Here is a 25570-nt window from a genome sequence, read left to right as displayed (position 1 = left end):
GGGAGCCAGGGGTTTTCGGAAGCCGGGGCTTACGGGCGCTCGCCGCGCTCGTACCGGCCGACGACCTCCTCGGTCGGGCCGTCCATGACCAGCTCGCCGGCCTCGATCCAGATGGTCCGCTCGCAGACCTCGCGGATCGAGTTGTTGTCGTGGCTGACCAGGAAGACCGTACCGGCGGAGCCGCGCAGCTCGTCGATGCGCTTCTTGCTGCGCTGCTGGAAGGCCTGGTCACCGGTGGCCAGCGCCTCGTCGATCAGCAGCACGTCGTGGGTCTTGGCGGCGGCGATCGAGAAGCGCAGCCGGGCACCCATGCCGGAGGAGTAGGTGCGCATCGGCAGGGAGATGAAGTCTCCCTTGTCGTTGATCCCGGAGAAGTCGACGATGTCCTGGTAGCGCGCCCGCACATCGGACGGGGACATCCCCATCGCCAGGCAGCCCAGCACGACGTTGCGCTCACCGGTGAGCTCGTTCATCAGGGCCGCGTTGACGCCCAGCAGCGAGGGCTGGCCGTTGGTGTAGATGCCGCCCTTCTCGGTCGGCAGCAGGCCCGCGATGGCGGCCAGCATGGTCGACTTGCCGGAACCGTTGGAGCCGATCAGGCCGACCGCCTCGCCCTTGTACGCGGTGAAGCTGATGCCCTTGACCGCGTGCACCTCGCGCACGCCGGCGGCGCGCTTGCGGCTGACGATGCGGCTCAGCGCCGAGGTGGCGCTGCCCTTGCCGGAGCCTGCGCCGTGCACCCGGTAGACGATGTGCACGTCGTCGACGACGACGGTGGGCTCGCGGGCGATGTCGGGCTTCCGGTCGGTGATGTCCTTGCGCAGGTCGGTGTCAGCCACGGCCGTACTCCTCCTCGGCCTTCCAGAAGAAGACGTATCCGATGACGAACATGCCGACGCCCCAGGCCAGGCCGTACGTCCACTGGTGCGGCGGCAGCGACTGGTGCGCGGGCAGGTGCTTGTTGTAGACGACCGGCGCGAAGGCGTGCCGCAGCAGGTCCATGTAGACCGAGGCCGGGTTCACGTTGCAGATCACCTGGATGTAGTGCGGCCAGCTGTGGACCCGGTCCTGGATGCTGAACATCACGCCGGACAGGAACATCCAGGCCCGCATCACGAACGGGATCAGCTGGGAGATGTCACTGGTCTTGGCGCCGATCCGGGCGAAGATCAACGAGACGCCGGTGTTGAACATCGTCTGCAGGAGCAGCGCCGGGACGATCAGCAGCCAGGTCCGGCCCGGGTTGATGCCGGCCGCCAGCACGGTGATGACCAGCACCACCATCGAGATCAGCAGCTGCTGGAGCTGGATCACGGTGAAGGCGATCGGCAGGCTGGCGCGCGGGAAGTGCAGCGCGCGGATCAGGCCGAGGTTGTCCGAGATCGCCCGGGTGCCGGACTGCACCGCGTTCTGGGTGAACTGGAAGACGAAGACGCCGATGCAGAGCCAGGCGATGTAGGTGTTCGGCGGGAAGTTGTCCTTGCTCTTCAGGATCACGCCGAAGACCAGGTAGAACACACCGCAGTTGAGCAGCGGGGTCACGACCTGCCAGAGCTGGCCCAGCTTGGCGTCCGTGTACTGGGCCACCAGGCGGGCGGTGGCGAAGGCCCAGATGAAGTGGCGCCGGGCCCAGAGCTGCTTGGTGTAGGCGAACAGCCCGGGCCGGGCACCGCTCACCGACAGGCCGTACTTGTCCGCAAGCTGCTTGGGGGTCAGGCCCGCGTCCGCCCCCCTCGGGGCTGAGAGGCTGACGGGTTCACTCACTGTCGACACATTCGTCCTTCGCGCGGGATCTGTCAGGGCGGCCGGTCGGCGGGGGTCCGCCGGCCTTGCGCCGATGGGGATCCACTGGGATCACGGGGGAGGTTCCGGCCGGTGTGTGGTCACCGGCCGCGGCGATCGATCACTCGATCCAATCAGATGATCGGAGGTCGGCCCATCCTGGTCAGTCGCCAGACGGTACGCCATCGCATGGGCCGCCGCGGACCGCAGGGTTCGCGGAAGCCCGCCCGGAATCCGCCCATCCAGGCCTTCAGTCCCTCCGCGGAGGGACGTCGGGCCAGGGTCAGCAGAAACCAGGTTCCCAGATAGAGAGGCACCAACGGGGCCGGAAGGTTCCGCCTCGCGAGCCAGACCCTGTTACGGGCCACGTTGTGGAAGTACGCGGCGTGCCGGGCCGGTGACGTGGCGGGGTGGTGCAGCACCACGTCGGCCCGGTAGTCGATGGCCCAGCCGGCGTCCAGTGCGCGCCACGCGAGGTCGGTCTCCTCGTGGGCGTAGAAGAACTCGGCGGGCAGCTGCCCGGCCTGCTCGAACACCTTGCAGCGCACGGCGCTGGCGCCGCCCAGGAAGGTGGTCACCCGGGAGGAGCGCATCGGGTCGCTGGCGCGCAGCCGGGGGACGTGCCGGCGCTGGGTCACGCCGGTGTCCGGGTCCTCGATCCGGAAGGACACGATGCCCAGCTCCGGATCGGCGGTGAAGGCCTCGCGCAGCAGGCGGGCCGAGTCGGTGCGGGGCAGCAGCCCGTCGTCGTCCAGGAAGAGGACGGCGTCCACCTCCCGGCCGTGCGGCCCGAACAGCTCGATGCCGACGTTGCGCCCGCCCGGGATGCCGAGGTTCTCCGGCAGCTCGACGGTGCGCACGCCCTCGGCCAGCGGGGGCAGCTTTATGCCCTGGCCGACCACGGCGAACTCGACCGCCGGGCCCTCCTGGGCGCGGACGGACTCGATCAGGGCGTTGAGCTCGGCGGGCCGGTTGCCCATGGTGATGATGACGACGCCGAGGCGGAAGTTCTCCGCGGTGGTGGAAGCGTTCATCGGAGCCTGCTCGACAGGACGATGCTCAGCAGGTGCAGCACGGTCTGCAGCATGGCGATCGCCGCCAGCACCACGACCGCGAGCCGGGTGAAGAACAGCCCGCCGTGCACGGCGTCGCCGATCCCGGCCGCCAGGATGAACAGCGAGGCCTCGACCGCGCCGACCAGGCGGTGGAACTTCAGGAAGGAGGCCGCCCGGCGCGCCCTGGCCACCGAGGAGGAGCGCGGCACCGAGGCGCTGTCCTCGACGGCCGTCATGCCGCTGCGGGCCCGGGCCACGTCCACCAGGTCCGTCTCGGACTTGATCAGGATCGCGCCGAGCGCGGCCAGCGTGCCCAGGAACGCCCACTCCCAGTGGGAGCCGCGGCCCTCGCGGTGCAGCAGGTCGGTGGCGCGCAGGCCGAGGCCGGTCAGCAGGGCCGCCTCGGACATGTAGTGGCCGACCCGGTCCAGGTAGACGCCGGTGAGCGAGGTCTGCCGGCGCCAGCGGGCCACCTCGCCGTCCACGCAGTCCAGCAGCAGGTAGACCTGGATCAGCAGCGCGCCCAGGACCGCGCCGGTGATGCCCGGCACGACCAGCGCGGCGCCGGCCAGGATGCCGGTGAACATCATCAGGTAGGTCAGGCCGTTGGGCGTGATCGCCGTCATGGTGGACAGCACGCGGGTGATCCGCAGCGAGATCTTCCGCATGTACAGGCGCCCGGCCCAGTGCTCGGCGCTGCGGCGCTGGAGCATGCCCTCCGGGTGGATCACCGCGCGCAGTTCCTCGATCGAGGGCCGGCGGGTCAGGTCCACCGGGGGCCGCTCGGCGCCCGCGGTGGAGGGGTCAGCTGTTGACGGCTTGGACATAGTCGGCGTACGCGTCCCTGATTGCGGAAGGGGAGAGGTCGAGGTGTTCCAGGATGGTGTAGCGGCCCGGGCGGGTGTTCGGAGCGTAGTGCACCGCTTCGGTGAACTCCGCTTCGGTGAAGCCGATTTGAGCTGCGGTCACCGGCAGTCCGTGGCGCGCCAGGCGCTCCACGATCAGGCCGGTCAGCTCGCGCTCGCCCCGCAGGAAGCTGGCGAACGCGGCGCCGAGGCCCACCTGTTCGCCGTGCTGGGCGGAACGCTTGGGGTACAACACGTCCAGGGCATGCGAGATCTCGTGGCAGGCGCCCGACGAGGGCCGGGTGCTGCCCGCGATGTTCATCGCGATGCCGGACAGTACCAGGGCTTCGGCGAGGGCCGTCAGGAGGTCCTGGTCCTGAGTGCCTCCTGGGTGCCGCAGCAGGTTCTCGCCCGCCGAGCGGGCCATCGCCACGGCCAGTCCGTCCACCGGTTCGCCGGTGACGCCGTGGGACAACTCCCAGTCCGCGCAGGCCGAGATGTTGGAGACGACGTCCCCGATGCCGGCCGCCACGAAGCGCCGCGGGGCCTGCCGGATCACGTCCAGGTCGACGATGATGCCGATCGGGCTGGGCACCCCGTAGGAGCCCCGGCCGGCGTCGTTGTCGAGGGTGGAGACCGGCGAGCAGATGCCGTCGTGGGCCAGGTTGGTGGCGACCGCGACCACCGGCAGGCCGACCCGGGCCGCGGCGTACTTGGCGGCGTCGATGATCTTGCCACCGCCGAGGCCGACGACCGCGTCGTAGTGCCGGCCGCGCATCTCCTCGGCGAAGCGCACCGCGCTGTCGAGGCTGCCGTCGTCCACGTTGTACCAGTCGGCGCCGGGCAGGGCCGGCTCCAGGCGCTCGCGCATCGCGGCGCCGGAGCCGTTGCTGATCGCCACCGCGATCCGGCCCGACGCCGACAGCCGCTGGTCCGCCAGGATGCCGCCGAGCGCGTCCAGCGCGCCCGCGCGGATCTCGGCGAACAGCGGCGACGGGACCAGCCGGGTCAGTACTGGCACGCGATCTCCCGCGCCTTCGCCAGGTCGTCGTGGTTGTCGACCTCGACCCAGGACACCTCGCCGATCGGCTGCACGTCGATCCGCAGGCCCCGGTTGACCATCTCCTGGTAGCCGTCCTCGTAGTACAGCTGCGGGTCGCGCTCGTAGGTGGCGCGCAGCGCGTCGGTCAGGTCGTCGGCGGCGGCGGGGTTGATCACGGTGACGCCGATGTACTCGCCGGTCGCCTCGACCGGGTCCATCAGCTTGGTGATCCGGCGCATGCCGGCGGCCGGGTCGACGACGACCTTCATCTCCTCGTCGGCGAGCTTCTTCACCGTGTCGAGGGCGAGCAGGATGCCGGGGGCCCGGCCGGCCTCGGCGAGCTGCCGGTTGCCCTCCAGCATGGTGCGCTGCACCGAGGCCGGGTGGACGGTGTCGCCGTTGGCCAGCAGCAGGCCCTCGGAGAACAGCTCACGGGCGCACCAGAGCGAGTACGCGTTGTTCCACTCCTCGGCCTTGTCGTTCTCGACCAGGTGGAGCTTGACGCCGTACTTGCTCTCCAGGGCGTCCTTGCGGTCGTAGACCGCCTCCTTGCGGTAGCCGACGACGATCGCCGCCTCGCGCAGGCCGACCTCGGCGAAGTTGCCCAGGGTGAGGTCCAGGACGGTCCGCTCCCCGTCGACCGGCACCAGCGCCTTGGGCAGGGTGTCGGTGTACGGGCGCAGCCGGCGGCCGGCTCCGGCTGCCAGAACGAGGCCGATCATGCGGGGTCTCCTGATCCGTCGTGCGTCGTGCGGTGCGCGCGGGATGTGCCGACGGGCGCGGCGGCGCTGTATCGCTCCGGACCGGCGTTCGGCCGGGCCCGGTGGCGGCGCGCCGGACCGGCACAGATCCGGGCAGCGTGTCGTAAGTGATGGTAGGCGACCCGGACCACCCTCCCGAACGCGGCGGGAGGCGGTGGGGTGACGGCCGGGTGGAGGAGCCGTGATCGAACGGGATTGGAACGGATATCGAACTGGTCTACGGGTCGAATGACCCTTCCGGGCGCTTCCCGGATCCTTCTCTGCCCGGATCCGGACTCCCCCGGGCCATGATCCGCCCGGTTGTGCGTGGGACCCGTCCCGACCGCCACCCATACGGCAGACTGGAGGCCGGCGCCGGTGCCCCCGATGTGTCCCGTGCACTCCACCCGGTGCACGAGACGCACCCGATGCTTCCGTTGCTCCCGCTCCCGAAAGAGGCCCCATGCCCCAGAGTCTGCCGACCGACCCGACGCACTTCGCCGCCGAGATCGACACCGGTCTCGACGTGGAGACCGACGTGACGGTCGACCCACGGGCCTCCGCCGCCGCCCCCGCCGGTGCCGAGATCCTGCTGGAACTGGTCGACGACGAGGGCGTCACGATCGGCACCGCCGAGAAGCTCTGGGCCCACCAGCAGCCGGGCCGGCTGCACCGGGCCTTCTCGGTGTTCCTCTTCGACCGCCAGGGCCGGCTGCTGCTGCAGCGCCGGGCGCTCGGCAAGTACCACTCCCCCGGCGTCTGGTCGAACACCTGCTGCGGGCACCCGTACCCGGACGAGCCGCCGTTCGTCGCCGCCGCCCGGCGCACCGCCGAGGAGCTGGGCGTCGCGCCGGCGCTGCTGTGCGAGGCGGGGACGGTCCGCTACGACCTACCGGACGAGGCCTCCGGGCTGATCGAGCGGGAGTGGAACCACCTGTTCGTCGGGCTGGTGACCGCGCCGGTCGAGCCGAACCCGGAGGAGGTGGACGACTTCGCCTTCGTGACCGCGCAGGAGCTGCGCGAGCTGCGGGCGGAGCGGCCCTTCTCGGTCTGGTTCGAGACGGTCTTCGAGGCGGCGCTGCCGGGGATCCGGGAGATCGCCGGGCGGGACTGGTAGCGGCCGCGCCTTCGCGCGGGCGGTCGTCCTCCCGGGAGCGGCCGTCCTCGGGCGGGCCGTGGCCCTCGCGGGGCCGGCCGTCAGTGCGTGGGCTCCGGGGGGACGGGCAGCGAGGCCCAGATGACCTTGCCGCCCTCCCCCGTGTGCTCCACGTCGCACACCCCGCCGGCCTGCAGGGTGATGCTCTTCACCAGCAGCAGCCCGCGCCCGCCGGTGCGGCCGGTGTCGCTCTCCAGGGCCTTCGGCCGGTACGGGTCGCCGTCCTCGACCGAGACCCGCACCCAGCCGCGGCGCACCGACAGCTCCGTCGTCACCTCGGGTGACAGCTCGGCCGCGTGCCGCACCGCGTTGCCGACCAGCTCGGAGACGATCAGCAGCACGTCGTCGACCAGCTCCTGGTACCGCACGCCGGTCATGCCCTGGGCCAGCAGCCGGTCGCGCACCGCGTGGCGGGTGCGCGGCACGGAGGCGTCGACGGCGGGCACCCGGAAGCGCCACACGCCCTCGATGGGGCCGTCGGCGGCCTGCCGCCCGCCCGACCGGCTGCCGGGTCTCGGCCCGGCCTTCGCCGACCCGCTGATCTGCTCCACGTCCAGCCGCCTTTCGTCCGCGACCCGGGAATCAGGCGATCCGCTCATGGCGCCCTCGGTCCACAGAGGCTAGGAGAGCGATCGGTGCGGCCGTGCCACCGTCGACAAGTTGCCCGTGTCGGATCGGTTCCGACCGGGCTCGATCGCGGGTGGGGGCGGAACCGATCGTTTGCTTCGCGCTCGCCACCGCTTCGGCCGGGGTTCGAGCGCCCTCGCGAGGCATCCCAGCCAGTCCGGCCAGGCCCGGCGTCCCCACCGCTCCGCGGGCGGCCGGCCGCCCGCGGACCGCGGCCGAGGAAACGCAGGTGAGAAGCACTCCAGAACCCTGGTAATGTTCTCTCTGTCGCCGAGGGGGCGAGAGAAAAACCCCCGAAGCACACACCCCGTCCGGGTGGCGGAATGGCAGACGCGCTAGCTTGAGGTGCTAGTGCCCTTTATCGGGCGTGGGGGTTCAAGTCCCCCCTCGGACACAGTCGAAATTCCCCGTGGAATCCGAAAGGAATCCACGGGGAATTTCCTTTTCCCGGCCCGAGCCCGGTTCCCCCTCGTGATCAACTGCCGTCCACCGGTGTGGCGTCCGTCTCGCTGAGCGGGTCCAGCGGTCCGAAAACCGGACACGAGATGGCAACGATCGGGCAGTTTGAGCTTCCTCTGAGGTATTCGCCCTTTTCGGACCATAGGCTGCTGGGGTTTGTCCGGAATACCGACTCAAAACCGTAAAAGCACCGACACCATCCGCTGAACCCCGAGCGAGAGGACCGATACGTTGAGTGAGCCCGCTTCGTCGACGGCATCACACCAGAACTACCGCCGATCGCTCGGGACGATCAGCCTGACCGCGGTCGGCCTGGGTTCGATCATCGGATCCGGCTGGCTGTTCGGTGCCGAGCGGGCGGCCAAGCTGGCCGGGCCCGCCTCGATCCTCGCCTGGGTGATCGGCGCCGCCGTGGCGCTGACCATCGCCCTCACGTACAGCGAGCTGGGGTCGATGTTCCCCAAGGCCGGCGGCATGGTCCGGTACGGCCAGTACTCGCACGGCTCGCTGGCCGGCTACCTGGCCGCCTGGGCCAACTGGATCGCCATCGTCTCGGTCATCCCGGGCGAGGCCACCGCGTCCGTCCAGTACATGAGCTCCTGGCACTTCGGCTGGGCCAAGGGGTTGTACGACGGCAAGGAGCTCACCCTCAGCGGTGTGGCGCTCGCCAGCGTGCTGCTCGTCGTGTACTTCGTCCTCAACTGGTTCGCGATCACGCTGTTCGCCAAGACCAACACGGCGATCACCGTGTTCAAGGTCGTCGTGCCGACGCTGACCGCCGGTGCGCTGCTCCTCGCGCACTTCGACACCTCTCACTTCACCCACCAGGGCGGCTTCGCGCCGAACGGCTGGAGCGCGGTCTTCACCGCCGTCGCCGTCTCCGGCATCGTGTGGGCCTTCAACGGCTTCCAGTCCCCGCTCAACCTGGCCGGCGAGGCCCGCAACCCCGGCAAGTCGCTGCCGAAGGCCGTCATCGGCTCGATCCTGATCGCCCTGGTGATCTACGTCGCGCTGCAGATCGCCTTCATCGGCGCCATCCCGGCCGCCGACCTGTCGAAGGGCTGGAGCAGCCTCTCCTACACCTCTCCGCTGGCCGACCTCGCGATCGCCTGGGGCATCAACTGGCTCGCGCTGCTGCTCTACGCGGACGCCTTCGTCTCGCCGTCCGGCACCGGCATGATCTACGCCGCCACCACCTCGCGCATGATCCACGGCGTGCAGGAGAACGGCCACCTGCCGAAGATCTTCGGCAAGGTCGACGCCAAGACCGGCATCCCGCGCCCGGCGCTGCTGCTGAACCTGCTGGTCGCCTTCCTCTTCCTCGCGGTCTTCCGCGGCTGGGGCTCGCTGGCCGAGATCGTCTCGGTGGCCACCGTGATCTCGTACATCACCGGCCCGGTCGCCGTGATGTCGCTGCGCCGCCTCGCCCCGGACCTGAAGCGTCCGGTGCGGCTCAAGGCCATGCCGGTGATCGCGCCGATCGCGATGGTGTTCGGTTCGCTGGTCCTGTACTGGGCCCGCTGGCCGCTCACCGGCAAGGTCATCCTGCTGATGGCCGCCGGTCTGCCGATCTGGGCCTTCTACGAGCTGCGCAAGCCGTTCGCCGAGCTGAAGCCGCACCTGAAGGCGGGCGCCTGGATGGTCGCCTACCTGTTCGTGATGGCCGGGATCTCCTGGGCCGGCAGCTCCGACTTCGGCGGCCACGGCTACCTGCCGGAGGGCTGGGACCTGCTGATCGTGGCCGCGATCGGGCTGGCTTTCTACTACTGGGGCGTCGCCAGCTCCTGGGCCAACCCCTCGCTGGCCGAGGTGCGCCGCGAGCTGGAGGCCGAGGCTGAGGCGTCGGCCGAAGGTGCGGGGGCTGCGGAGCCTTCGCGGGTCTGAGCGGGTAGGCGCTTCCGAAGGGCCGGTCGGGTTTCCGACCGGCCCTTCGGCGTTGGCGGAGGGACAGGGTTCAGCGGACAGAATCTGAAATCTGTTATCTGTTCGCTGTTATCTGTTCGCCGTCATCTGTTCGCCGGCGGCACCGCCGGCCGGTCAGCCCCGGCGGGCGCGGCGAATCGCCGAGGTGACGACCGGCGGGAGGAGGTCCCTGGCGGCGCGCTTGGCGACGTTGACCGGGCGGCGCGCCTCGGCGGCGCGGGCGCGGCGGACGGCGAGGTCGCGCGCCGCCTCGTCCCGGGCGGCGCGGAGCTCGTCGCGGTAGTCCGACTGTTCGACGGCGGGACGCCGCCGGTGGCGGGAGGCGCGGAACGGCCCGATGCCCTCCGAGCTGCCGGTCATCCGCAGCAGCTGCCGGCCGTTCAGGGTCTCGGTGCTGAGTTCGCAGCCGGACGCGAGGTCCACCCGGTCGAGCAGGTCGCGCTGGAACGGCTCCGGGTCGCCCCAGGTGCCGTAGAACTTGCACTCGGTGAGCATGATCGGCTTGAGGCCGTGGTTGAACACCGCCTCCCAGGTCGCGGCCGCGACGCCGGGGGTGTGCTGGGCCCGGTAGTCGTCCAGCACCACGACGCCCTGGTCCTGCAGCGCGACCCGGGCCACCTCGAGGTCGCCCACCACGTGCTCGTAGAGGTGCGAGGCATCGATGTGGATGAAACGGTACGCCGCGGCCGGGATCCGCCCGCCGGCCAGTACGGAGGTCGGGGCCTGGATGACGTCCGGCAGTTCGTCGTGGAAGGACAGGTAGTTGGCCTCGAAGGCCGACCGGGTCAGCGTCTTCCGGTAGGAGATGTCCATCTCGCTGGAGTTCTCCTCGTCCGGCGCGTCCGAGTCGAACAGGTCACAGACGGTGAAGGTCTCGCCGGGCTGGAGGTGTTCGCCGATCACGATCGCGCTCCGGCCGAGGTAGGCGCCCATCTCCAGCAGGTCGCCGGTCACGCCCCGCTTGGTCTGCCGCTTGAGGAACCACTCGAAGGAGTGCCGGTCGTGGTCCCAGAACCAGCCCGGCACGTCCTCCAACACGGCCGGTTCGCCGGGCTGCTGCGATTCGCCCTGCAACGCGGTGTCGGTCACGGGATGCTCCTTAGCGGTACGGATGACCTGCAGGTCCTGAGCCACGTCTCGGCGCGGTGGCAGCCTGCCCGGCCACGGGGACGACCGGATCACCCGGCCGTACACGAGTCGACCCCCACCGACAGTAGGCCCCACCACGGAGTTCGCTGCAATCTACAGCGGGTACCCGGGCGATGAGGAGGGCTTTCGGGCCCCGAATTGCCGAAATGCGGAACCTGGCCGTTCGCAACCGGAGGTGAACACGGTCTGGCTGGTGGGCTACGTCCAATTGTGTCCTGATTGGCCGCCCCGTGTCACCGGCCGCGCGGATGATCTTCGTCGCAACTTCCGCCCCTACCGTGGTGGCGGGCGGCCCGACCGGCGGGCCGGAAGGCACGGAGCGGATCGACATGACGGCAGCACAGCGTGACCGGATGGGCACTCAAGAGCAGTCCCTGACCGCCGAGTTGGTGGCGATGATGGCCGAGGACAACGCGGCCGCGCGGCTGGCACACAGCTCTGACCTGGCCGAACAGGCCGTCTGGCGACGGCTCACCACCCGGCACGGGGACCGGCTTTCGGAGATCATGACAGTGCACGGCTGGCCGACCGAGCAGGCCGTCGGCGCCGAGGCGGCCCGGGCGGCCTGGCTGGTCGCCCAGCATGCTGACCGTCAACTGGACGTCCAGCGCCGGGCGGTGGAGCTGATGACGGAGGCGGTGGCGGCCGGTGCGGCGAGTGCCCGGGACCTGGCCTTCCTGCAGGACCGGCTGGCCGTCAACGAGGGGCGCGAGCAGCGCTACGGCACCCAGATCGGAGCGGTGGCGGACGGCCGCCCGGTGCCGTGGCCGTGCGAGGACCCGGAGCGACTGGACGAGCGCCGCGCGCAGGTCGGGATCGAACCGTTCGACGAGTACACCGCGCGGTTCGCTCCGAAGTAACCGGCCGGTCCACGCGGCGGGATCGGCTCTTGCGTGCGGGACGGGATCGCCGCCGCCCAGGGCGCGCAGAACTGGGCGCCCCGGTCGGCTTCGCCGGGGCCGTGCACGCCGGGCTGCCGCTGACCGTGGCGACCTCCCACCTGAGCCTGCTGGACGAGCACCCCTTCGAGGAGCGGATCGGCAACTCGGTGGTGCTCGCCGGGCCGGCCGGGGTGGTCGCGGCGATCACGCCGTGGAACTACCCGCTGCACCAGATCACGGCCAAGGTCGTCCCGGCGCTGGCGGCCGGCTGCCCGGTGGTGCTGAAGCCGGCCGAGGGCACCCCGCTGATGGCCCGGCTGTTCGCCCGGCTGGTGCACGAAGCAGGCTTCCCCGCCGGGGTGTTCAACCTGGTGACCGGCACCGGCGCGGTGGCGGGCGCGGCGCTCGCCGCCCATCCGGAGGTGGACGTGGTGTCGTTCACCGGCTCCACCGCGGTCGGCCGGAAGGTCGCCGAGACGGCCGGGCGCGGGCTGAAGCGGGTCGCCCTGGAGCTGGGGGCAAGTCCGCCAACGTGGTGCTGCCGGGCGCCGACCTGACCCGCGCCGTGAACGTGAACGTCGCCGACGTCTTCGCCACCTCGGGCCAGACGTGCAGCGCCTGGACCCGGCTGCTGGTGCACCGGGACCAGTACGAGGAGGCGGTCGCGATCGCCGCCAAGGCCGCCGCCTTGGACCGCCGGCTCGACACCGGCCAGGTCGACGTCAACGGCGGGCGCTTCAACCCGCTGGCGCCCTTCGGCGACTACAAGACCTCTGGGCTCGGCCGCGAACTGGGCCGGCACGGGGCGGAGGAGTTCCTGACGTACAAGTTGCCGCAGTACTGGACGGATTGGGCCGGGGCTGCCGAACTGCTCTTCGGCAGCCCCGGGTTGCGGTCGGCTCGCGCCGTCCGCCGGTCAGACCAGGTCGACGCCCGGGTAGAGCGGGAAGGGCGCGAGGAGGTCGGCGGCGCGCTTGGCGATGCCCTCGCGAAGGGAATCGTCGAGGGCGTAGTTCGCCTTGGAGGACGCCCCGTTGGCGGTGGTGGTGGGGGTGGTGCCGCGCAGGACGGTGTCGATCAGGGCGGCGATCTCGTCCATCTCGGCGGTGCCCAGGCCCCGGGTGGTGAGCGCCGGGGTGCCGAGCCGGACGCCCGAGGTGTACCAGGCGCCGTTCGGGTCCTGGGGGACGGAGTTGCGGTTGGTGACGATGCCCGAGTCGAGCAGCGCCGCCTCGGCCTGACGGCCCGTCAGGCCGTAGCCGGAGACGTCGGCGAGCACGAGGTGGTTGTCGGTGCCGCCAGTGACCAGCTTGCCGCCGCGGCGCAGCAGGCCCTCGGCGAGGGCCTGGGCGTTGTCGACCACGGCGCGGGCGTAGGCCTGGAACTCGGGGCGGCGCGCCTCCGCGAGGGCGACGGCCTTGGCGGCCATGACGTGCGAGAGCGGGCCGCCGAGCACCAACGGGCAGCCGCGGTCGACGTGTTCGGCGAGCTCGGCGTTGCTGAGCACCATGCCGCCGCGCGGGCCGCGGAGCGACTTGTGGGTGGTGGTGGTGACGATGTGGGCGTGTGGCACCGGGTCGTGGTCGCCGGTCAGCACCTTGCCCGCGACCAGGCCGGCGAAGTGCGCCATGTCGACCATGAGGGTCGCGCCGACCTCGTCCGCGATCTCGCGCATCTTGCGGAAGTTCACCAGCCGCGGATAGGCGGAGTAGCCGGCCACCAGGATCAGCGGGCGGAACTCGCGGGCGGTCTCGCGCAGCGCGTCGTAGTCGATCAGGCCGGTTTCCGGGTCGGTGCCGTAGCTGCGCTGCTCGAACATCTTGCCCGAGATGTTGGGCCGGAAGCCGTGGGTGAGGTGGCCGCCGGTGTCCAGGGACATGCCCAGCATGCGCTGGTTGCCGAGCTCCTGGCGCAGCTGGGCCCAGTCCTGCTCGGTGAGGTCGTTGACGTTGCGCACCTTGGCGCGCTCCAGGGCCGGGCTCTCGACCCGCTGGGAGAGGACGGCCCAGAAGGCGGTGAGGTTGGCGTCGATGCCCGAGTGCGGCTGGACGTAGGCGTGTTGGGCGCCGAACAGCTCGCGGGCGTGCTCGGCGGCGAGCGCCTCGACGGTGTCGACGTTGCGGCAGCCGGCGTAGAAGCGGCGGCCGACGGTGCCCTCGGCGTACTTGTCGCTGAACCAGTTGCCCATGGCGAGCAGGACGGCCGGGGAGGCGTAGTTCTCGCTGGCGATCAGCTTGAGCGAGGCGCGCTGGTCCTCCAGCTCCTGGCCGATGGCGGCGGCGATCCGCGGCTCGACGCCGGCCACGACGTCCAGGGCGCTGCGGAAGGCGGTGTCTGCGGCGGGGCTCGCGGCGGTGTGCGGCTGCGCGGGGGTCTGCTGGGGCTGCTCGGGCTGGGCCATGGCGGTCTCCTGGTGGGGATGCGGGCGGCCCAGGCGCTCGGCAACTGACGTGAGGATTCACGGGACCGCTTCCCGATGGTCGATTCCATCCCTACGCGCCAGTCGCGGTCCACCGGGATCGTACCAACACCGCGGGGATGTGGCAGAGGTCTCAGGCTGCCGAACGTCCGCTCCCAGCTGCTGGTGAACGACCCGCGGCTGCTGATCGCGGACGAGCCGACCACCGCCCTGGACGCCCGGGTTCAGCGACAAGTCCTGGAACTGCTGGGCGAGTTGCAGCGCGAACACGGCACGGCGGTGCTGCTGGTCAGCCACGACCTCGGCGTGGTCGCGGGACGACGGACCGCACGCTGGTGCTGCGCGACGGGGCCGAGGTCGAGTCCGCGCCGACCGGCGAGCTGCCGGCCGCACCGCGTGCGCCGCACACCCGGGCGCTGGTGGGGGCGACCGGGCGCCGCTGTTCGCCCTTCGTTCGGCTGCGCGAGCGCGGCTCCAGGCGTTAGCGTGCTGGCGACGTGACGTCGCTCAACGTGCCGCGGCCCTCCCTGAGCCGCGGGATCGCCACCGGAGGGGGCACATTGTCGGACGACCTGCTCATCGCAAAGATCAATCACGGTTTCGACCACCTCGACACCGACGGGGACGGGCTGCTCACCGAGCGGGACCACGTGCTGATGGGCCACTCGGTGGCCCGCTCGCTCGGCCACCAGGAGGGCTCGGAGGCGGAGGCCGTGATCGTCCGCGCCTACCTGACGGTCTGGCACGACCTCCACCTCGCCGGAAAGCCCGCCGGGACGGAGGCGATCACCCGCGAGCAGTTCGTCGCCTCGACCGGCGCGCTCGCCGACGACCCGGAGGCCGCCCGGGAGATCCTCGGCGCCCTGGCCGAGTCCTTCCTCGCCGTCGCCGACGCCGACCGCAGCGGAACGGTGGACGCCGGCGAGTTCTTCGTGTTCCAGCGCGGCCACTTCGCCGGGCTCTGCCGCGACGACGCCGACGAGGCCTTCCGCCACCTCGACCTGGACGGGGACGGGACGCTGTCGGCGGCCGAGTTCACCAGCGCGATCATCGAGTACTGGACCAGCCGCGACCCGGAGGCACCGGGCAACTGGTGGACGGGGAAGCCGCCCTACGCGCTCTGATCCGGCGCGCTCCGATACACGGGCTTCCGCCGAACCGCTTCGGGCCGGCGGAGGCCGTTCGCGTGCTCAGCGCACCGACGGGCGCGCGGGCGCGCGTGGCTTCGAGCCGCGTGCCTGCACACTCACCGACAGCCGGATCTTCGAACGCGGGAACGTCGTCCTCACCTACGCGCGGACGTCGCCCTTCGACTTCGACGGACTCCCCGACCGCCGGCTCCCAGGCCGCCGGCTGACACTGACCACCAGGCAGACGCCGACCACCACGATCGACCCGCCCGCCAGCGTCGGGCCGGTCAGCGGCTCGGCGAGGATCAGCCAGCCCAGCAGCACCGCGACCACCGGATTGACGTACGCGTAGGTGGCGACCAGGGTCAGCGGGGCCGACTGGAGCAGCCAGGCGTACGCGGTGAAGGCGAGCAGCGAGCCGAACAGCACCAGGTAGCCGAGGGCCAGCCAGGACCGGCCGGAGACGGCCCCGAGGTCCAGCCCGTGCTGCTCACCGCGGGCCAGCCCGATCAGCACGTTGCACAGACCGCCCGCCAGCATCTGGTAGGCGCTCGCGGCGAGCACGTTGCCCGGCATCGGGATCTTCTTGCTGGCGAACGAGCCGGCCGCCCAGGCCAGCGTGGCGCAGATGATCAGGACCACGCCGAGCGGCTTGACGGACCCGCCGATCGCGGGAGCGGACAGCACCCCGAGGCCGACCAGGCCCAGCAGCACCCCGGCGAGTTCCGCGCGCTTCGGGCGCTCGCCGCCGCCGAAGGCCGTCAGCACGACCATCCACAGCGGGACGGCCGCCACCAGCAGGGCCGCCAGTCCGGACGGGACGGAGGTCTCGCCGAGCACCACCAGGCCGTTGCCGCCGGTCAGCAACAGCAGGCCGACCAGGGCGGCGGAGGCCAGCTGGCGCCCGCTCACCCGCAGGCCGGCCGGGCCCTGCCGGACCAGCAGGTAGCCGACCAGCAGCAGGCCGGCGGTGAGGAAGCGGGCGGCGGCGGAGAAGAAGGAAGGCATCGTCTCGACCGCGATCCGGATCGCGAGGTAGGTCGAGCCCCAGACCACGTAGACCACCGCGAGGGCGAGCCAGACGGCGCCGGAGAGGCGGGCGGGTGCGGTCGCGGGGGTGGCGGGGTTGGCGGGGGTGGCGGGGGTGCTGCCGCCGGGGGTCGTTGCCGGTTGTGGGGAGGCGGGCGATGTCATGTGTGTCCCCCTAGGACGGTGCTGGCTGAACAACCGACATGACAGCGCACCTGCGCCCCCCGCGCCAGTGGGTATCACGAATCGGTTCGGCAGAACGTACCGTGGGCGCTCCCGCAGCAAGGAGGTCGAAGCCGTGTCCGCGCCCGAGCAGGCCCCACCGGTCGAGACGGCCCTGCCGTTCTTCGTGTACGGCACCCTGCGCAGCGGCGGCCGCAACCACGCCGTCCACCTGGCCGGGCGCTGCACCGGGATCCTGCCGGCGGTGCTGGACGGCGCCGCCCTGCACGACGGACCGGGGTACCCGTACGCGGTACCGGACGCGACGCCCGGGCGCCGGATCGTGGGTGAGCTGGTCACCGTGCGCCCGGGCGCGTACGCCGGGGTGCTCGCGGACCTGGACCGGCTGGAGGACTGCCGATCGGACGGGACGGGGCTGTACCTGCGGCGGCGGATGGCGGTGCGGACGGCCGCGGGCGAGCGGCGCGAGGCGTGGGTGTACCTCGCCGGGCCGGCGGCCGCGGCACGGCTGCGGGCGCGGCCTGCGCTGATCGCCTCGGGGGACTGGACGGACAGGTGAGGGCGGCCGGTTCCGGCCCGGATACCGCCAGGTAGGCTGCCCCGGCCAGCAGGAACGAACGACGAGGAGCCACCCGGTGCCCGAGCTGCCACCTCCGATCACCGTCGTCGGGATCGGGGCCGACGGCTGGCCCGGCCTCGCCGCCGACTCCCGGTCCGCGCTGCGGTCCGCCGAGGTGGTCGTCGGCGGCCCCCGGCAGCTGGAACTGCTTCCCCACGACGAGGTCACCACCGAGCGCGTCGCCTGGCCGTCCCCGCTGCGCCCGGCCGTCCCCCGGCTGCTCGCCGAGCACGCCGGCCGCCGCCTCGCCGTACTGGCCAGCGGCGACCCGATGTTCTTCGGCATCGGCCGCACCCTCGCCGAAATCGTTGGCGCCGAACGGCTGCGCGTCCTGCCGCACCCCTCCTCCGTCAGCCACGCCTGCGCCCGGCTCGGCTGGCCGCTGGAGGCCACCGAGGTGGTCAGCCTGGTCGGCCGACCGCTGGACACCCTCACGCTCGGCCTGAATCCCGGCCGCCGCCTGCTGGTGCTCAGCGCCGACGCCGCCACTCCGGCCGCCGTCGCCGCGCTGCTCACCGAGCGCGGCTTCGGGGCCGCCCGCCTGCGCGTCCTCGAACAGCTCGGCTCCCCCGCCGAGCACTGCCTTGACGGCCGCGCCGACGACTGGCCGCACCCGCCCGGCGACCCGCTGAACCTCATCGCCGTCGAACTCGGCGACGGCCCCCGCAGCTCCCTCGTGCCCGGCCTGCCCGACGCCGCGTACGAGAGCGACGGCCAGCTCACCAAGCGGCACGTCCGGGCCGCGACCCTGGCCGTGCTCGCCCCCTCCCCCGGCGAACTGCTCTGGGACGTCGGCGGCGGCTCCGGTTCGATCGCCGTCGAGTGGCTGCGCGCCCACCGGGACTGCCGGGCCGTCAGCATCGAGCGCGATCCCGTCCGGGCCGAGCGGATCGCCCGCAACGCCGCCGCGCTGGGCGTGCCCCGGCTCCGGGTGGTGACCGGCCCGGCCCCCTCCGCGCTCGCCGAACTCCCCACCCCCGACGCCGTGTTCATCGGCGGCGGCCTCACCGCCCCCGGCCTGCTGGACGGTTGCTGGGCCGCGATGCGCCCCGGCGGCCGACTGGTCGCCAACACCGTGACGCTGGAGTCCGAGGCGCTGCTCACCGAGTGGTACCGGCGCCATGGCGGGGAGCTGGTCAGACTGGCCGTCGCCCACGCCGTCCCGGTGGGCGGCTTCACCGGGTGGCGGCAGGCCATGCCGGTCACCCAGTGGTCCGCCGTCAAGCCCAACACCCCCCAGGAGGACGCCTCGTGACCGTCTACTTCATCGGAGCCGGCCCGGGCGCCGCCGACCTGATCACCCTGCGCGGCCAGCGCATCCTGGCCCGCGCCGAGGTCTGCCTCTACGCCGGCAGCCTCGTCCCGCGCGAGCTGCTGGAGGAGTGCCCGCCCGGCGCCCGCCTGATCGACACCGCCCAGCTCAACCTGGACCAGATCACCGCCGAACTGGTCGCCGCGCACCGGGCGGGCCGGGACGTGGCCCGGCTGCACTCCGGCGACCCGTCCGTCTTCTCCGCCGTCGCCGAGCAGATGCGCCGCCTGGACGCGGCCGCCGTCCCGTACGAGGTGGTCCCCGGCGTGCCCGCCTTCGCCGCCGCCGCGGCCGCGCTGAAGCGGGAGCTGACGGTGCCGACCGTCGGCCAGACCGTCATCCTGACCCGGATCGCCAAGCGGGCCACCCCGATGCCCGAGGGCGAGGACCTCGCCACCCTCGGCCGCAGCGGCGCCCTGCTGGTGCTGCACCTGGCCGCCGGGTACGTGGACGACGTGGTCGAGCAGCTGCTCCCGCACTACGGCGCCGACTGCCCGGCCGCCGTGGTCGCGATGGCCAGCCGCCCCGACGAGCTGGTGCTGCGCGGCACGCTCGCCGACATCGCCGGGCAGGTCAAGGAGGCGGGCGTGGTGCGCACCGCCGTCATCATCGTCGGCCGCACGCTCGCCGCCGAGCAGTTCCGCGACAGCCACCTCTACTCGGCTGACCGCGAGCGCCCGCACGAGCCCTGCGGCGCATGACCGCCGCCCCGGCGCACGTCCTGATCCTGGGCGGGACGACGGAGGGGCGGGCGCTGGCCGCCGCGCTGGACGGCCGCCCGTCCCTGCGGGTCACCAGCTCGCTGGCCGGACGCGTCGCCCGGCCCCGGCTGCCCGCCGGGGAGGTGCGGATCGGCGGCTTCGGCGGCCCGGACGGGCTGGCCGCCTGGCTGCGCGCCGAAGGGGTGGCCGCCGTCGTGGACGCCACCCACCCGTTCGCCGCCGGGATGTCCCGCAACGCAGCCGTCGCGGCCGCCGCCACCGGTGTGCCGCTGCTGGTGCTGCGCCGCCCCGGCTTCGCGTCCGTCCCCGGGGACCACTGGCACCTCGTGCCCTCGCTCCCGGCGGCCGCCGAGCTGCTGCCCGGCCTCGGGCGGCGGGTCTTCCTCAGCTCGGGCCGACAGGGCATCGGCGCCTTCGCCCACCTGGACGGGCTGCACTTCCTCGCCCGCTCGGTGGACCCGCCCGAGCCCCCGCTGCCGTGCTCGCTCGAAGTCCTGCTGGACCGCGGCCCGTTCACCCTCGACGGCGAGCGGGCGCTGCTGCGCGACCACCGGATCGACGTGGTCGTCACCAAGGACAGCGGGGGCGCCGCGACCGCGCCCAAGCTCACCGCGGCCCGCGAACTCGGCCTGCCCGTGGTCGTGGTGGAGCGCCCGCCGGTACCGGAGGGCGTACCGGTCGCGGCGGACGCGGCGGGCGCGGTGCACTGGCTGGAGCGGACGGTCTGAGTCCAGGCGCGTGTCCACTCCGTGGAATTCGCCGCGCGGTCGCGCCGGCGGGCTGCCAGGATGGCGCCCATGACCGATGATCAGCGCACCGTCACCCTGCGGACCGCCGACGAACGGGCCACCCTGGCAAGCTTCCTGGACTACCAGCGCGACACCCTGGCGATGAAGTGCGCCGGCCTGACCGCCGAGCAGCTCCGCACCCGCGTACTGGAACCCTCCGGGCTCTCCCTGCTCGGACTGGTCCGCCACCTCGCCGAGGTGGAGCGCGGCTGGTTCCGCAACGTCCTCGACGGCGAAGGCCGGCCCGGCTTCTGGAAGCACCCCGACGGCACCTTCGCCGAGTTCGACGTCGAGACCGCCGACCCGGATGAGGCCTTCGCCGTCTGGCGCCGTGAGTGCCAGCACGCGCGGGAACTCGTCGCCGCCGCACCGTCGTTGGACGTCCTGGGTCATTACGGCGAGGAGGTGTTCTCGCTGCGCTGGATCCTCACCCACATGATCGAGGAGTACGCCCGCCACAACGGCCACGCCGACCTCCTGCGCGAGCACCTCGACGGCAGCACCGGCGAGTAGCAGCCGCGCCGGCGCCGGGGCTGCGGGCCCGGAGGGGGCAGGAATGCGAACCCGTCAGAAGGACAATGCTGGTTTGTGACTTGACGATCCGTCAGGTGAATCCGTCAGATGTCGCGGAAGGTCTCGATCTGGGCGCCGATCGAGTTGAGGCGCTCGGCGAGATCCTCGTAGCCGCGATTGATGACGTAGACGTTGCGCAGGACGGAGGTGCCCTGGGCGGCGAGCATCGCGAGCAGGATGACCACGGCCGGGCGCAGCGCGGGCGGGCACATCATCTCGGCGGCGCGCCAGCGGGTCGGTCCCTGGACCAGCACGCGGTGCGGGTCGAGCAGCTTGACGTCCGCGCCGAGCCGGGTCAGCTCGGTGAGGTAGATCGCGCGGTTGTCGTAGACCCAGTCGTGGATCATCGTGGTGCCGTGGGCGGCCGCGGCGATGGCGGCGAAGAACGGCACGTTGTCGATGTTGATGCCGGGGAACGGCATCGGGTGGATGGTGTCGATCGGCGCGGTCAGCTTGGAGGGACGCACGGTGAGGTCGACCAGGCGGGTCTGGCCGTTGTGGGCCCGGTACTCGGGGGTCCGGTCGTAGTCGAGGCCCATGCCCTCCAGCACCGCGAGCTCGATCTCCAGGAACTCGATCGGCACCCGGCGGATCGTCAGCTCGGAGGAGGTGACCACCGCGGCGGCAAGCAGGCTCATCGCCTCCACCGGGTCCTCGGCCGGGGTGTAGTCGACGTCGCAGGTGATCTGCGGGACGCCGTGGACGGTGAGGGTGGTGGTGCCGATGCCCTCGATCTTCACGCCCAGCTTCTCCAGGAAGAAGCAGAGGTCCTGGACCATGTAGTTGGGCGAGGCGTTGCGGATGACGCTGACGCCGTCGTGCCGCGCGGCGGCCAGCAGGGCGTTCTCGGTGACGGTGTCCCCGCGCTCGGTCAGCACGATCGGGCGGTCCATCGGGGTGCCCGGCTCGACCGAGGCGTGGTAGGCGCCGCCGGTGGTGGCGACCTCAAGGCCGAAGCGGCGCAGCGCCGTCAGGTGCGGCTGGACGGTGCGGGTGCCGAGGTCGCAGCCGCCCGCGTACGGGATGGCGAAACGCTGGGCGCGGTGCATCAGCGGGCCGAGGAACATCAGCACGCTGCGGGTGCGGCGGGCGGCCTCGACGTCCATCGCGGCGAGGTCGAGCTCGGCCGGCGGGGTGAGTTCGAGGTCGCGGCCGTCGTTGAGCCAGCGGCTCTTGACGCCGATGCTGGTCAGCACCTCGAGGATGCGGTAGACCTCCTCGATCCGGGCGACGCTGCGGATAGTGGTGCGGCCGGTGGTCAGCAGCGAGGCGCACAGGATCGCGACGCAGGCGTTCTTGCTGCTTCGGACGTCGATGGCGCCGGAGAGGCGGGTGCCGCCGGTGACGCGCAGGTGCATCGGGCCGGAGTAGCCGAGGGAGACGATCTCGCTGTTGAGGGCTTCGCCGATGCGGGCGATCATCTCAAGGCTGACGTTCTGCTTGCCCTGTTCGATGCGGTTGACCGCGCTCTGGCTGGTGCCGAGTGCCTCGCCGAGCTGCGCCTGGGACCAGCCGCGGTGCTGGCGCGCGGTACGGATGAGGGTGCCGATACGGGTGAGGTAGTCGCCTGTCACTCGGCAGACCATATCTCATGGTTGAGATGGCACCAGAATCAAGAGCAAGCATGACGACACTTTTGTCCGTTTCTCACCCCGTATGCGTGTCAGATCTTCACATCACCGCACGAAAAGCTGAGGTTCCGCTGAGCGGCGTTGCGCACTCAACTCGACGCCGTCCAGCGGCCGCGCGGTTCCGCCCGGACGTTCAGGGCCCGAGCGGTTCCGCCCGGCCGACGACGGTGCCGGCGCGATCGATGCAGATGACGTCCACCGCGACGGGCGAGCCCAGCAGCACGCCGCGCGCCGTCGCCCGGGCCGCCTCGGCGACCAGGTCCCCCAGCGGCACCCCGGCCGCCCGGCACAGCTGCACCGCCTCCAGTCCGGTGTTGGCCGCCGCGACCGCGGCCGCCAACTCCTCGTCCGCCCCGCCGCGCCGGGCCAGTTCGGCCAGGTACCCCTTGTCCACCTGGGAGCGCGCCGAGTGCAGGTCGAGGTGGCCGTAGGCGAGTTTGGAGAGCTTGGCGAAGCCGCCCGCGATGGTCAGCCGGGGCACCGGGTGGCGCTTGAGGTACTTGAGGACGGCCCCGGCGAAGTCGCCCATGTCGAGCAGCGCGTCCTCGGGCAGTCCGTGCACCGCGACCGCGACCTTCTCCGAGGTCGAACCGGTGCAGCCCGCCACGTGGGTGCGCCCGGCCGCCCGGGCCACGTCCACGCCGCGGCGGATCGAGTCGATCCAGGCCGAGCAGGAGTAGGGGACGACGATCCCGGTGGTGCCGAGGATCGACAGGCCGCCGAGGATGCCGAGGCGAGGGTTCCAGGTCGAGCGGGCGATCTCCTCGCCGTGGTCCACGGAGACCTCGACCACCACGTCCCCGCTGCCGCCGTACGCCGCCGCCACCTCGGCCACGGCGTCGCGGATCATCTGCCGGGGCACCGGGTTGATCGCGGGCTCGCCGACCGCCAGCGGCAGGCCCGCCTTGGTGACCGTCCCGACCCCGGGGCCGGCCCGGAACACCACCCCGGCGCCGGGTTCGCCAGGCCGTACGGTCGCGCGGATCAGTGCGCCGTGGGTCACGTCCGGGTCGTCGCCGGCGTCCTTGACCACGCCGGCCATGGCGCTGACCGGCTCCTCGCCGGTCCTGGCCGGTTGCTCGGCGGCGGTCGGCTGCGTGGCGGTGGTCGGTCGCGTGGCGACGGTCAGCTGCTCGGCGGCGAGGGCGAAGGCGGGCTGCTGGCCCTTGGGGAGGGTGATGGTGACCGGGTCCGGGAACTCGCCGGTGAGCAGCGCGGTGTACGCGGCCTTGGTGGCGGCGGTGGCGCAAGCACCCGTCGTCCAGCCGTGCCGCAGCCCGCTGCTCCTCAGCTGGCCGGCCCGGCCTCCCGCCTCGGCTCCCGCTGCGGCCACCTGCGCCTCGCTTCCGCACTGCCGGGGCCGCGCTCGCGCACCGCCCGTCGTCCCTCGGCGGCCGCACCGGCCGTCGCCGCCGATTTTCCCCCATCCGTCCGGCTCCGCCCCGACCGGGGTGGCTGCCGCCTCCACCGTCGGCGGGCCGACCCAGGGGGTCGTGACCCGGCGTTCCCGAAGAGTTCTCCGCCCGGGCCTAACGCCCGTAGGCTACCCGTGGGTAATCTGGCGGTCCGCCAGAAGCGGGTTCATGACACTCAGGTCCGGTGGGCGGGACGCTACTTCCCGGCCGGGCCGTCAGCATGTGGGGGTTTTTGTGGCAGGCATGAAACGACGTACGTTCATCACCGGTACGTCGGTGGCCGCCGCCTGGTCGGCCTTGTCCCTGGGCGGTGCGCAGCTCGCCTCGGCCGCCGGGCGGGATCAGGCGCTGGCGACCACGGCCGCGCGGGCGGTCAACGTCGCCGGGACGACCTTGGAGCAGGTGGCCACGCCGTCCGGCACCGGTGCCTACAAGCGGCTGACGGCGGGGCCGGGGTGGCCGCTGGTGGTGCGCGGGGAGCTCGCGGCACCGGGCTCCGGACGGGACGACCGCCGCACCGGGCTGGCCAGCTTCGTCCAGTTCAGCGACCTGCACCTGGTGGACACCGAGTCCCCGGTGCGTTTCGAGTTCCTGGCCAAGTACAACGACAGCGCCTACCGGCCGCAGGAGGCCCTGAACGCCCGTGGTGTCTCGGCGCTCGTCGAGCGGGTCAACTCGCTGTCCGGCGGCCCGTACACCGGGATGCCGTTCAGCATGGTGATGGCCACCGGTGACAACACCGACAACCACGAGCTGGCCGAGCTCGACTGGTACCTCACCGTCATGGGCGGTGGGCGGATGGCCCAGAACACCGGTGACCCGACCCGTTACGAGGGCGTGCAGAACTCCGGCAACTCGGCCTTCTGGAACCCCGAACTCGCCTACAACGACGTCTACAAGGCGAAGGGCTTCCCGCAGGTACCCGGCTTCCTGTCCGCGGCCGGACGGCCCTTCGACGCGCCGGGCCTGAAGACCCCCTGGTACACCACCGTCGGCAACCACGACGACAGCATCGAGGGCTCGCTGCCGGACTTCGGGCTGCTGAATGACCTCTACACGGGCGGTCTCAAGCTGGAGGGCTGCGACGACGCGACCGCCGCCCAGTTGATGGACTCGCTGCGCCGCGACCCGGCGGGCGCCGTGCTGCTGCTCGCCAAGCTGCTCGCGAACGGCGAGGCGGTGCGCCGGGTGACCCCGGACGAGCGCCGACACCCGTTCACGCTCAAGGAGTTCGCCAAGGCCCACCTGGACCCGGCCGTCACCGGCGCCGGTCCGTTCGGGCACGGCTTCACCTCGGACATGGTGGGCAGCGGCAAGCTGTACTACACCTTCCGGATCTCGGAGAAGGTGGTCGGCATCAGCCTGGACACCACCAACCAGGCGGGGTTCGCGGACGGGTCGCTCGGCACCGCGCAACTGCGCTGGCTGGAGCAGCAGTTGAAGGACCACAGCGGGCACTGGTACGACACCAACGGGAACAAGGTCACGGGCGGCAGCACCGACGACGTGATCATGGTCTTCAGCCACCACACCAGCGGCTCGATGGGCAACCTGCTGCCGGACCCGCGCAACGTCTTCGAGAAGCGGCACGACGGCAACGAGCTGGTCGCGCTGCTGCAGCGCTACCCGAACGTGGTCGCCTGGGTGAACGGGCACACCCACATGAACAAGATCACGGCACACGGGCACGCGGTGCCGGAGCGGGCGTTCTGGGAGATCAACACCGCCTCGCACATCGACTACCCGCAGCACGGCCGCATCATCGAGATCGCGGACAACGGGGACGGCACGCTGTCGCTGTTCACCACGCTGATCGAGTCCTCCGCGCCGTACACGACGGACTTCGGCAGCACCTCGGACGCCAACCTGGCGGCGCTGTACCGCGAGCTGTCGTACAACGACCCGAACGGGCGGGTCTCGGCCCTGCTCGGCGCCGGGCAGGACCACAACACCGAGCTGCTGATCGCCAAGCCGACCCGGTGACGGCGCCCGGCGCGGGAGTGACGGCCGGCGGGTAACGGCGAACGGAACACAGATGACAGCCGACAGATGATGAAATCTGTTGGCTGTCATCTGTTACCTGTCAGCTG

At 71.9% G+C, this 25570-nt stretch carries 23 protein-coding genes, 1 tRNA gene, 1 pseudogene and 1 riboswitch; of the genes and pseudogenes, 13 read left to right on the top strand and 12 right to left on the bottom strand.

The window, feature by feature from the left end; genetic code table 11:
* Nucleotides 1-29: 29 nt before the first annotated feature.
* The 6 genes from ACIG5E_RS02315 to ACIG5E_RS02290 form a co-directional block, all read right to left on the bottom strand.
* The gene (locus ACIG5E_RS02315; RefSeq protein WP_396530934.1) at nucleotides 30-839 is read right to left on the bottom strand and encodes an ABC transporter ATP-binding protein; all 810 of its coding nucleotides are present in this window, start codon (nucleotides 837-839) and stop codon (nucleotides 30-32) included.
* The gene (locus ACIG5E_RS02310; protein ID WP_396530933.1) at nucleotides 832-1773 is read right to left on the bottom strand and encodes an ABC transporter permease; all 942 of its coding nucleotides are present in this window, start codon (nucleotides 1771-1773) and stop codon (nucleotides 832-834) included. The genes ACIG5E_RS02315 and ACIG5E_RS02310 overlap by 8 nt, the downstream gene beginning before the upstream one ends.
* Nucleotides 1774-1916: 143 nt before the next feature.
* Nucleotides 1917-2816 (bottom strand): glycosyltransferase family 2 protein, encoded by a 900-nt coding sequence (locus ACIG5E_RS02305; protein ID WP_396530932.1) that lies wholly within the window; start codon nucleotides 2814-2816, stop codon nucleotides 1917-1919.
* Nucleotides 2813-3550 (bottom strand): CDP-alcohol phosphatidyltransferase family protein, encoded by a 738-nt coding sequence (locus ACIG5E_RS02300; RefSeq protein ID WP_396531020.1) that lies wholly within the window; start codon nucleotides 3548-3550, stop codon nucleotides 2813-2815. Before ACIG5E_RS02300 ends, ACIG5E_RS02305 begins: the two co-directional genes overlap by 4 nt.
* A gap of 91 nt (nucleotides 3551-3641) precedes the next feature.
* Nucleotides 3642-4703: an iron-containing alcohol dehydrogenase family protein gene (locus ACIG5E_RS02295; RefSeq protein WP_396530931.1), complete on the bottom strand. Its 1062-nt coding sequence runs from the start codon at nucleotides 4701-4703 to the stop codon at nucleotides 3642-3644.
* Entirely contained in the window at nucleotides 4691-5446 is a 756-nt protein-coding gene (locus tag ACIG5E_RS02290; RefSeq protein ID WP_396530930.1) for a sugar phosphate nucleotidyltransferase, read from the bottom strand. Before ACIG5E_RS02290 ends, ACIG5E_RS02295 begins: the two co-directional genes overlap by 13 nt.
* Nucleotides 5447-5927: 481 nt before the next feature.
* Between ACIG5E_RS02290 and idi the strand changes: the two genes are divergently transcribed.
* Nucleotides 5928-6581 carry an isopentenyl-diphosphate Delta-isomerase gene (idi, locus tag ACIG5E_RS02285; protein WP_396530929.1) on the top strand — a complete coding sequence of 218 codons (654 nt, stop codon included), beginning with the start codon at nucleotides 5928-5930 and terminating at the stop codon, nucleotides 6579-6581.
* An 80-nt stretch (nucleotides 6582-6661) separates the two neighbouring features.
* Here idi and ACIG5E_RS02280 read toward each other — a convergent pair whose 3' ends face one another.
* The gene (locus ACIG5E_RS02280) at nucleotides 6662-7219 is read right to left on the bottom strand and encodes an ATP-binding protein (RefSeq protein ID WP_396530927.1); all 558 of its coding nucleotides are present in this window, start codon (nucleotides 7217-7219) and stop codon (nucleotides 6662-6664) included.
* Nucleotides 7220-7556: 337 nt separating this feature from the next.
* Between ACIG5E_RS02280 and ACIG5E_RS02275 the strand changes: the two genes are divergently transcribed.
* Nucleotides 7557-7641 (top strand) — tRNA-Leu (locus ACIG5E_RS02275).
* A gap of 296 nt (nucleotides 7642-7937) precedes the next feature.
* Entirely contained in the window at nucleotides 7938-9590 is a 1653-nt protein-coding gene (locus ACIG5E_RS02270) for an APC family permease (protein ID WP_396530926.1), read from the top strand.
* A 153-nt stretch (nucleotides 9591-9743) separates the two neighbouring features.
* On the opposite strand, the gene ACIG5E_RS02265 is transcribed toward ACIG5E_RS02270, so the two are convergent.
* A complete protein-coding gene (locus ACIG5E_RS02265; RefSeq protein WP_396530925.1) occupies nucleotides 9744-10718 on the bottom strand; it encodes a class I SAM-dependent methyltransferase in 975 nt (324 codons plus the stop codon).
* 389 nt (nucleotides 10719-11107) lie between these two features.
* Between ACIG5E_RS02265 and ACIG5E_RS02260 the strand changes: the two genes are divergently transcribed.
* Nucleotides 11108-11638, top strand: a complete 531-nt coding sequence (locus ACIG5E_RS02260; protein WP_396530924.1) for a DUF6624 domain-containing protein — start codon at nucleotides 11108-11110, stop codon at nucleotides 11636-11638.
* Nucleotides 11542-12428 (top strand): annotated as a pseudogene (locus tag ACIG5E_RS02255) (aldehyde dehydrogenase family protein); the annotation flags it as partial. The gene ACIG5E_RS02260 and the pseudogene ACIG5E_RS02255, both read left to right, overlap by 97 nt.
* 147 nt (nucleotides 12429-12575) lie before the next feature.
* On the opposite strand, the gene ACIG5E_RS02250 reads toward ACIG5E_RS02255, so the two are convergent.
* A complete protein-coding gene (locus ACIG5E_RS02250; RefSeq protein WP_396530923.1) occupies nucleotides 12576-14060 on the bottom strand; it encodes a glycine hydroxymethyltransferase in 1485 nt (494 codons plus the stop codon).
* 20 nt (nucleotides 14061-14080) lie between these two features.
* Nucleotides 14081-14176: riboswitch (ZMP/ZTP riboswitch) on the bottom strand.
* A 67-nt stretch (nucleotides 14177-14243) separates the two neighbouring features.
* Between ACIG5E_RS02250 and ACIG5E_RS02245 the strand changes: the two genes are divergently transcribed.
* Both ACIG5E_RS02245 and ACIG5E_RS02240 read left to right on the top strand, forming a co-directional pair.
* Nucleotides 14244-14579, top strand: coding sequence for a hypothetical protein (locus tag ACIG5E_RS02245; protein ID WP_396530922.1), 336 nt, complete (start codon nucleotides 14244-14246; stop codon nucleotides 14577-14579).
* Nucleotides 14576-15202, top strand: coding sequence for an EF-hand domain-containing protein (locus tag ACIG5E_RS02240; protein WP_396530921.1), 627 nt, complete (start codon nucleotides 14576-14578; stop codon nucleotides 15200-15202). The genes ACIG5E_RS02245 and ACIG5E_RS02240 overlap by 4 nt, the downstream gene beginning before the upstream one ends.
* A gap of 165 nt (nucleotides 15203-15367) precedes the next feature.
* On the opposite strand, the gene ACIG5E_RS02235 is transcribed toward ACIG5E_RS02240, so the two are convergent.
* Nucleotides 15368-16402 (bottom strand): EamA family transporter, encoded by a 1035-nt coding sequence (locus ACIG5E_RS02235; protein WP_396530920.1) that lies wholly within the window; start codon nucleotides 16400-16402, stop codon nucleotides 15368-15370.
* Between the two features lie 133 nt (nucleotides 16403-16535).
* Between ACIG5E_RS02235 and ACIG5E_RS02230 the strand changes: the two genes are divergently transcribed.
* From ACIG5E_RS02230 to ACIG5E_RS02210, 5 genes are all read left to right on the top strand, one after another.
* Nucleotides 16536-16979, top strand: a complete 444-nt coding sequence (locus tag ACIG5E_RS02230) for a gamma-glutamylcyclotransferase family protein (protein ID WP_396530919.1) — start codon at nucleotides 16536-16538, stop codon at nucleotides 16977-16979.
* 76 nt (nucleotides 16980-17055) lie between these two features.
* Nucleotides 17056-18294 (top strand): precorrin-6y C5,15-methyltransferase (decarboxylating) subunit CbiE, encoded by a 1239-nt coding sequence (gene cbiE, locus ACIG5E_RS02225; protein ID WP_396530917.1) that lies wholly within the window; start codon nucleotides 17056-17058, stop codon nucleotides 18292-18294.
* Nucleotides 18291-19052, top strand: coding sequence for a precorrin-4 C(11)-methyltransferase (gene cobM / locus ACIG5E_RS02220; RefSeq protein ID WP_396530916.1), 762 nt, complete (start codon nucleotides 18291-18293; stop codon nucleotides 19050-19052). The genes cbiE and cobM overlap by 4 nt, the downstream gene beginning before the upstream one ends.
* Entirely contained in the window at nucleotides 19049-19801 is a 753-nt protein-coding gene (locus tag ACIG5E_RS02215; protein ID WP_396530915.1) for a cobalt-precorrin-6A reductase, read from the top strand. Before cobM ends, ACIG5E_RS02215 begins: the two co-directional genes overlap by 4 nt.
* A 69-nt stretch (nucleotides 19802-19870) precedes the next feature.
* Entirely contained in the window at nucleotides 19871-20374 is a 504-nt protein-coding gene (locus tag ACIG5E_RS02210; RefSeq protein WP_396530913.1) for a DinB family protein, read from the top strand.
* Between the two features lie 104 nt (nucleotides 20375-20478).
* Here the strand turns inward: ACIG5E_RS02210 and ACIG5E_RS02205 are convergent, their stop codons facing one another.
* Both ACIG5E_RS02205 and ACIG5E_RS02200 read right to left on the bottom strand, forming a co-directional pair.
* Nucleotides 20479-22008: a UDP-N-acetylglucosamine 1-carboxyvinyltransferase gene (locus ACIG5E_RS02205; RefSeq protein ID WP_396530912.1), complete on the bottom strand. Its 1530-nt coding sequence runs from the start codon at nucleotides 22006-22008 to the stop codon at nucleotides 20479-20481.
* Between the two features lie 190 nt (nucleotides 22009-22198).
* Nucleotides 22199-23398, bottom strand: a complete 1200-nt coding sequence (locus tag ACIG5E_RS02200) for a cobalt-precorrin-5B (C(1))-methyltransferase (protein ID WP_396530911.1) — start codon at nucleotides 23396-23398, stop codon at nucleotides 22199-22201.
* A gap of 325 nt (nucleotides 23399-23723) precedes the next feature.
* Here ACIG5E_RS02200 and ACIG5E_RS02195 point away from each other — a divergent pair, with 325 nt between their 5' ends.
* A complete protein-coding gene (locus tag ACIG5E_RS02195) occupies nucleotides 23724-25463 on the top strand; it encodes a TIGR03767 family metallophosphoesterase (protein WP_396530910.1) in 1740 nt (579 codons plus the stop codon).
* Nucleotides 25464-25570: the final 107 nt, after the last annotated feature.

Origin of the sequence: Kitasatospora sp. NPDC053057 (assembly GCF_044546945.1) — a bacterium.
Classification (GTDB): Bacteria; Actinomycetota; Actinomycetes; order Streptomycetales; family Streptomycetaceae; genus Kitasatospora.
This window is presented reverse-complemented; position numbering and strand designations above follow the sequence as displayed.

Coding starts and splice junctions, on each gene's coding strand:
- ACIG5E_RS02290 (WP_396530930.1), bottom strand. CDS start 5,446: ATGATCGGCCTCGTTCTGGCAGCCGGAGCCGGCCGCCGGCTGCGCCCG.
- ACIG5E_RS02250 (WP_396530923.1), bottom strand. CDS start 14,060: ATGGCCCAGCCCGAGCAGCCCCAGCAGACCCCCGCGCAGCCGCACACC.
- ACIG5E_RS02215 (WP_396530915.1), top strand. CDS start 19,049: ATGACCGCCGCCCCGGCGCACGTCCTGATCCTGGGCGGGACGACGGAG.
- ACIG5E_RS02260 (WP_396530924.1), top strand. CDS start 11,108: ATGACGGCAGCACAGCGTGACCGGATGGGCACTCAAGAGCAGTCCCTG.
- ACIG5E_RS02235 (WP_396530920.1), bottom strand. CDS start 16,402: ATGACATCGCCCGCCTCCCCACAACCGGCAACGACCCCCGGCGGCAGC.
- ACIG5E_RS02195 (WP_396530910.1), top strand. CDS start 23,724: ATGAAACGACGTACGTTCATCACCGGTACGTCGGTGGCCGCCGCCTGG.
- ACIG5E_RS02280 (WP_396530927.1), bottom strand. CDS start 7,219: ATGAGCGGATCGCCTGATTCCCGGGTCGCGGACGAAAGGCGGCTGGAC.
- ACIG5E_RS02210 (WP_396530913.1), top strand. CDS start 19,871: ATGACCGATGATCAGCGCACCGTCACCCTGCGGACCGCCGACGAACGG.
- ACIG5E_RS02300 (WP_396531020.1), bottom strand. CDS start 3,550: ATGCTCCAGCGCCGCAGCGCCGAGCACTGGGCCGGGCGCCTGTACATG.
- idi (WP_396530929.1), top strand. CDS start 5,928: ATGCCCCAGAGTCTGCCGACCGACCCGACGCACTTCGCCGCCGAGATC.
- ACIG5E_RS02305 (WP_396530932.1), bottom strand. CDS start 2,816: ATGAACGCTTCCACCACCGCGGAGAACTTCCGCCTCGGCGTCGTCATC.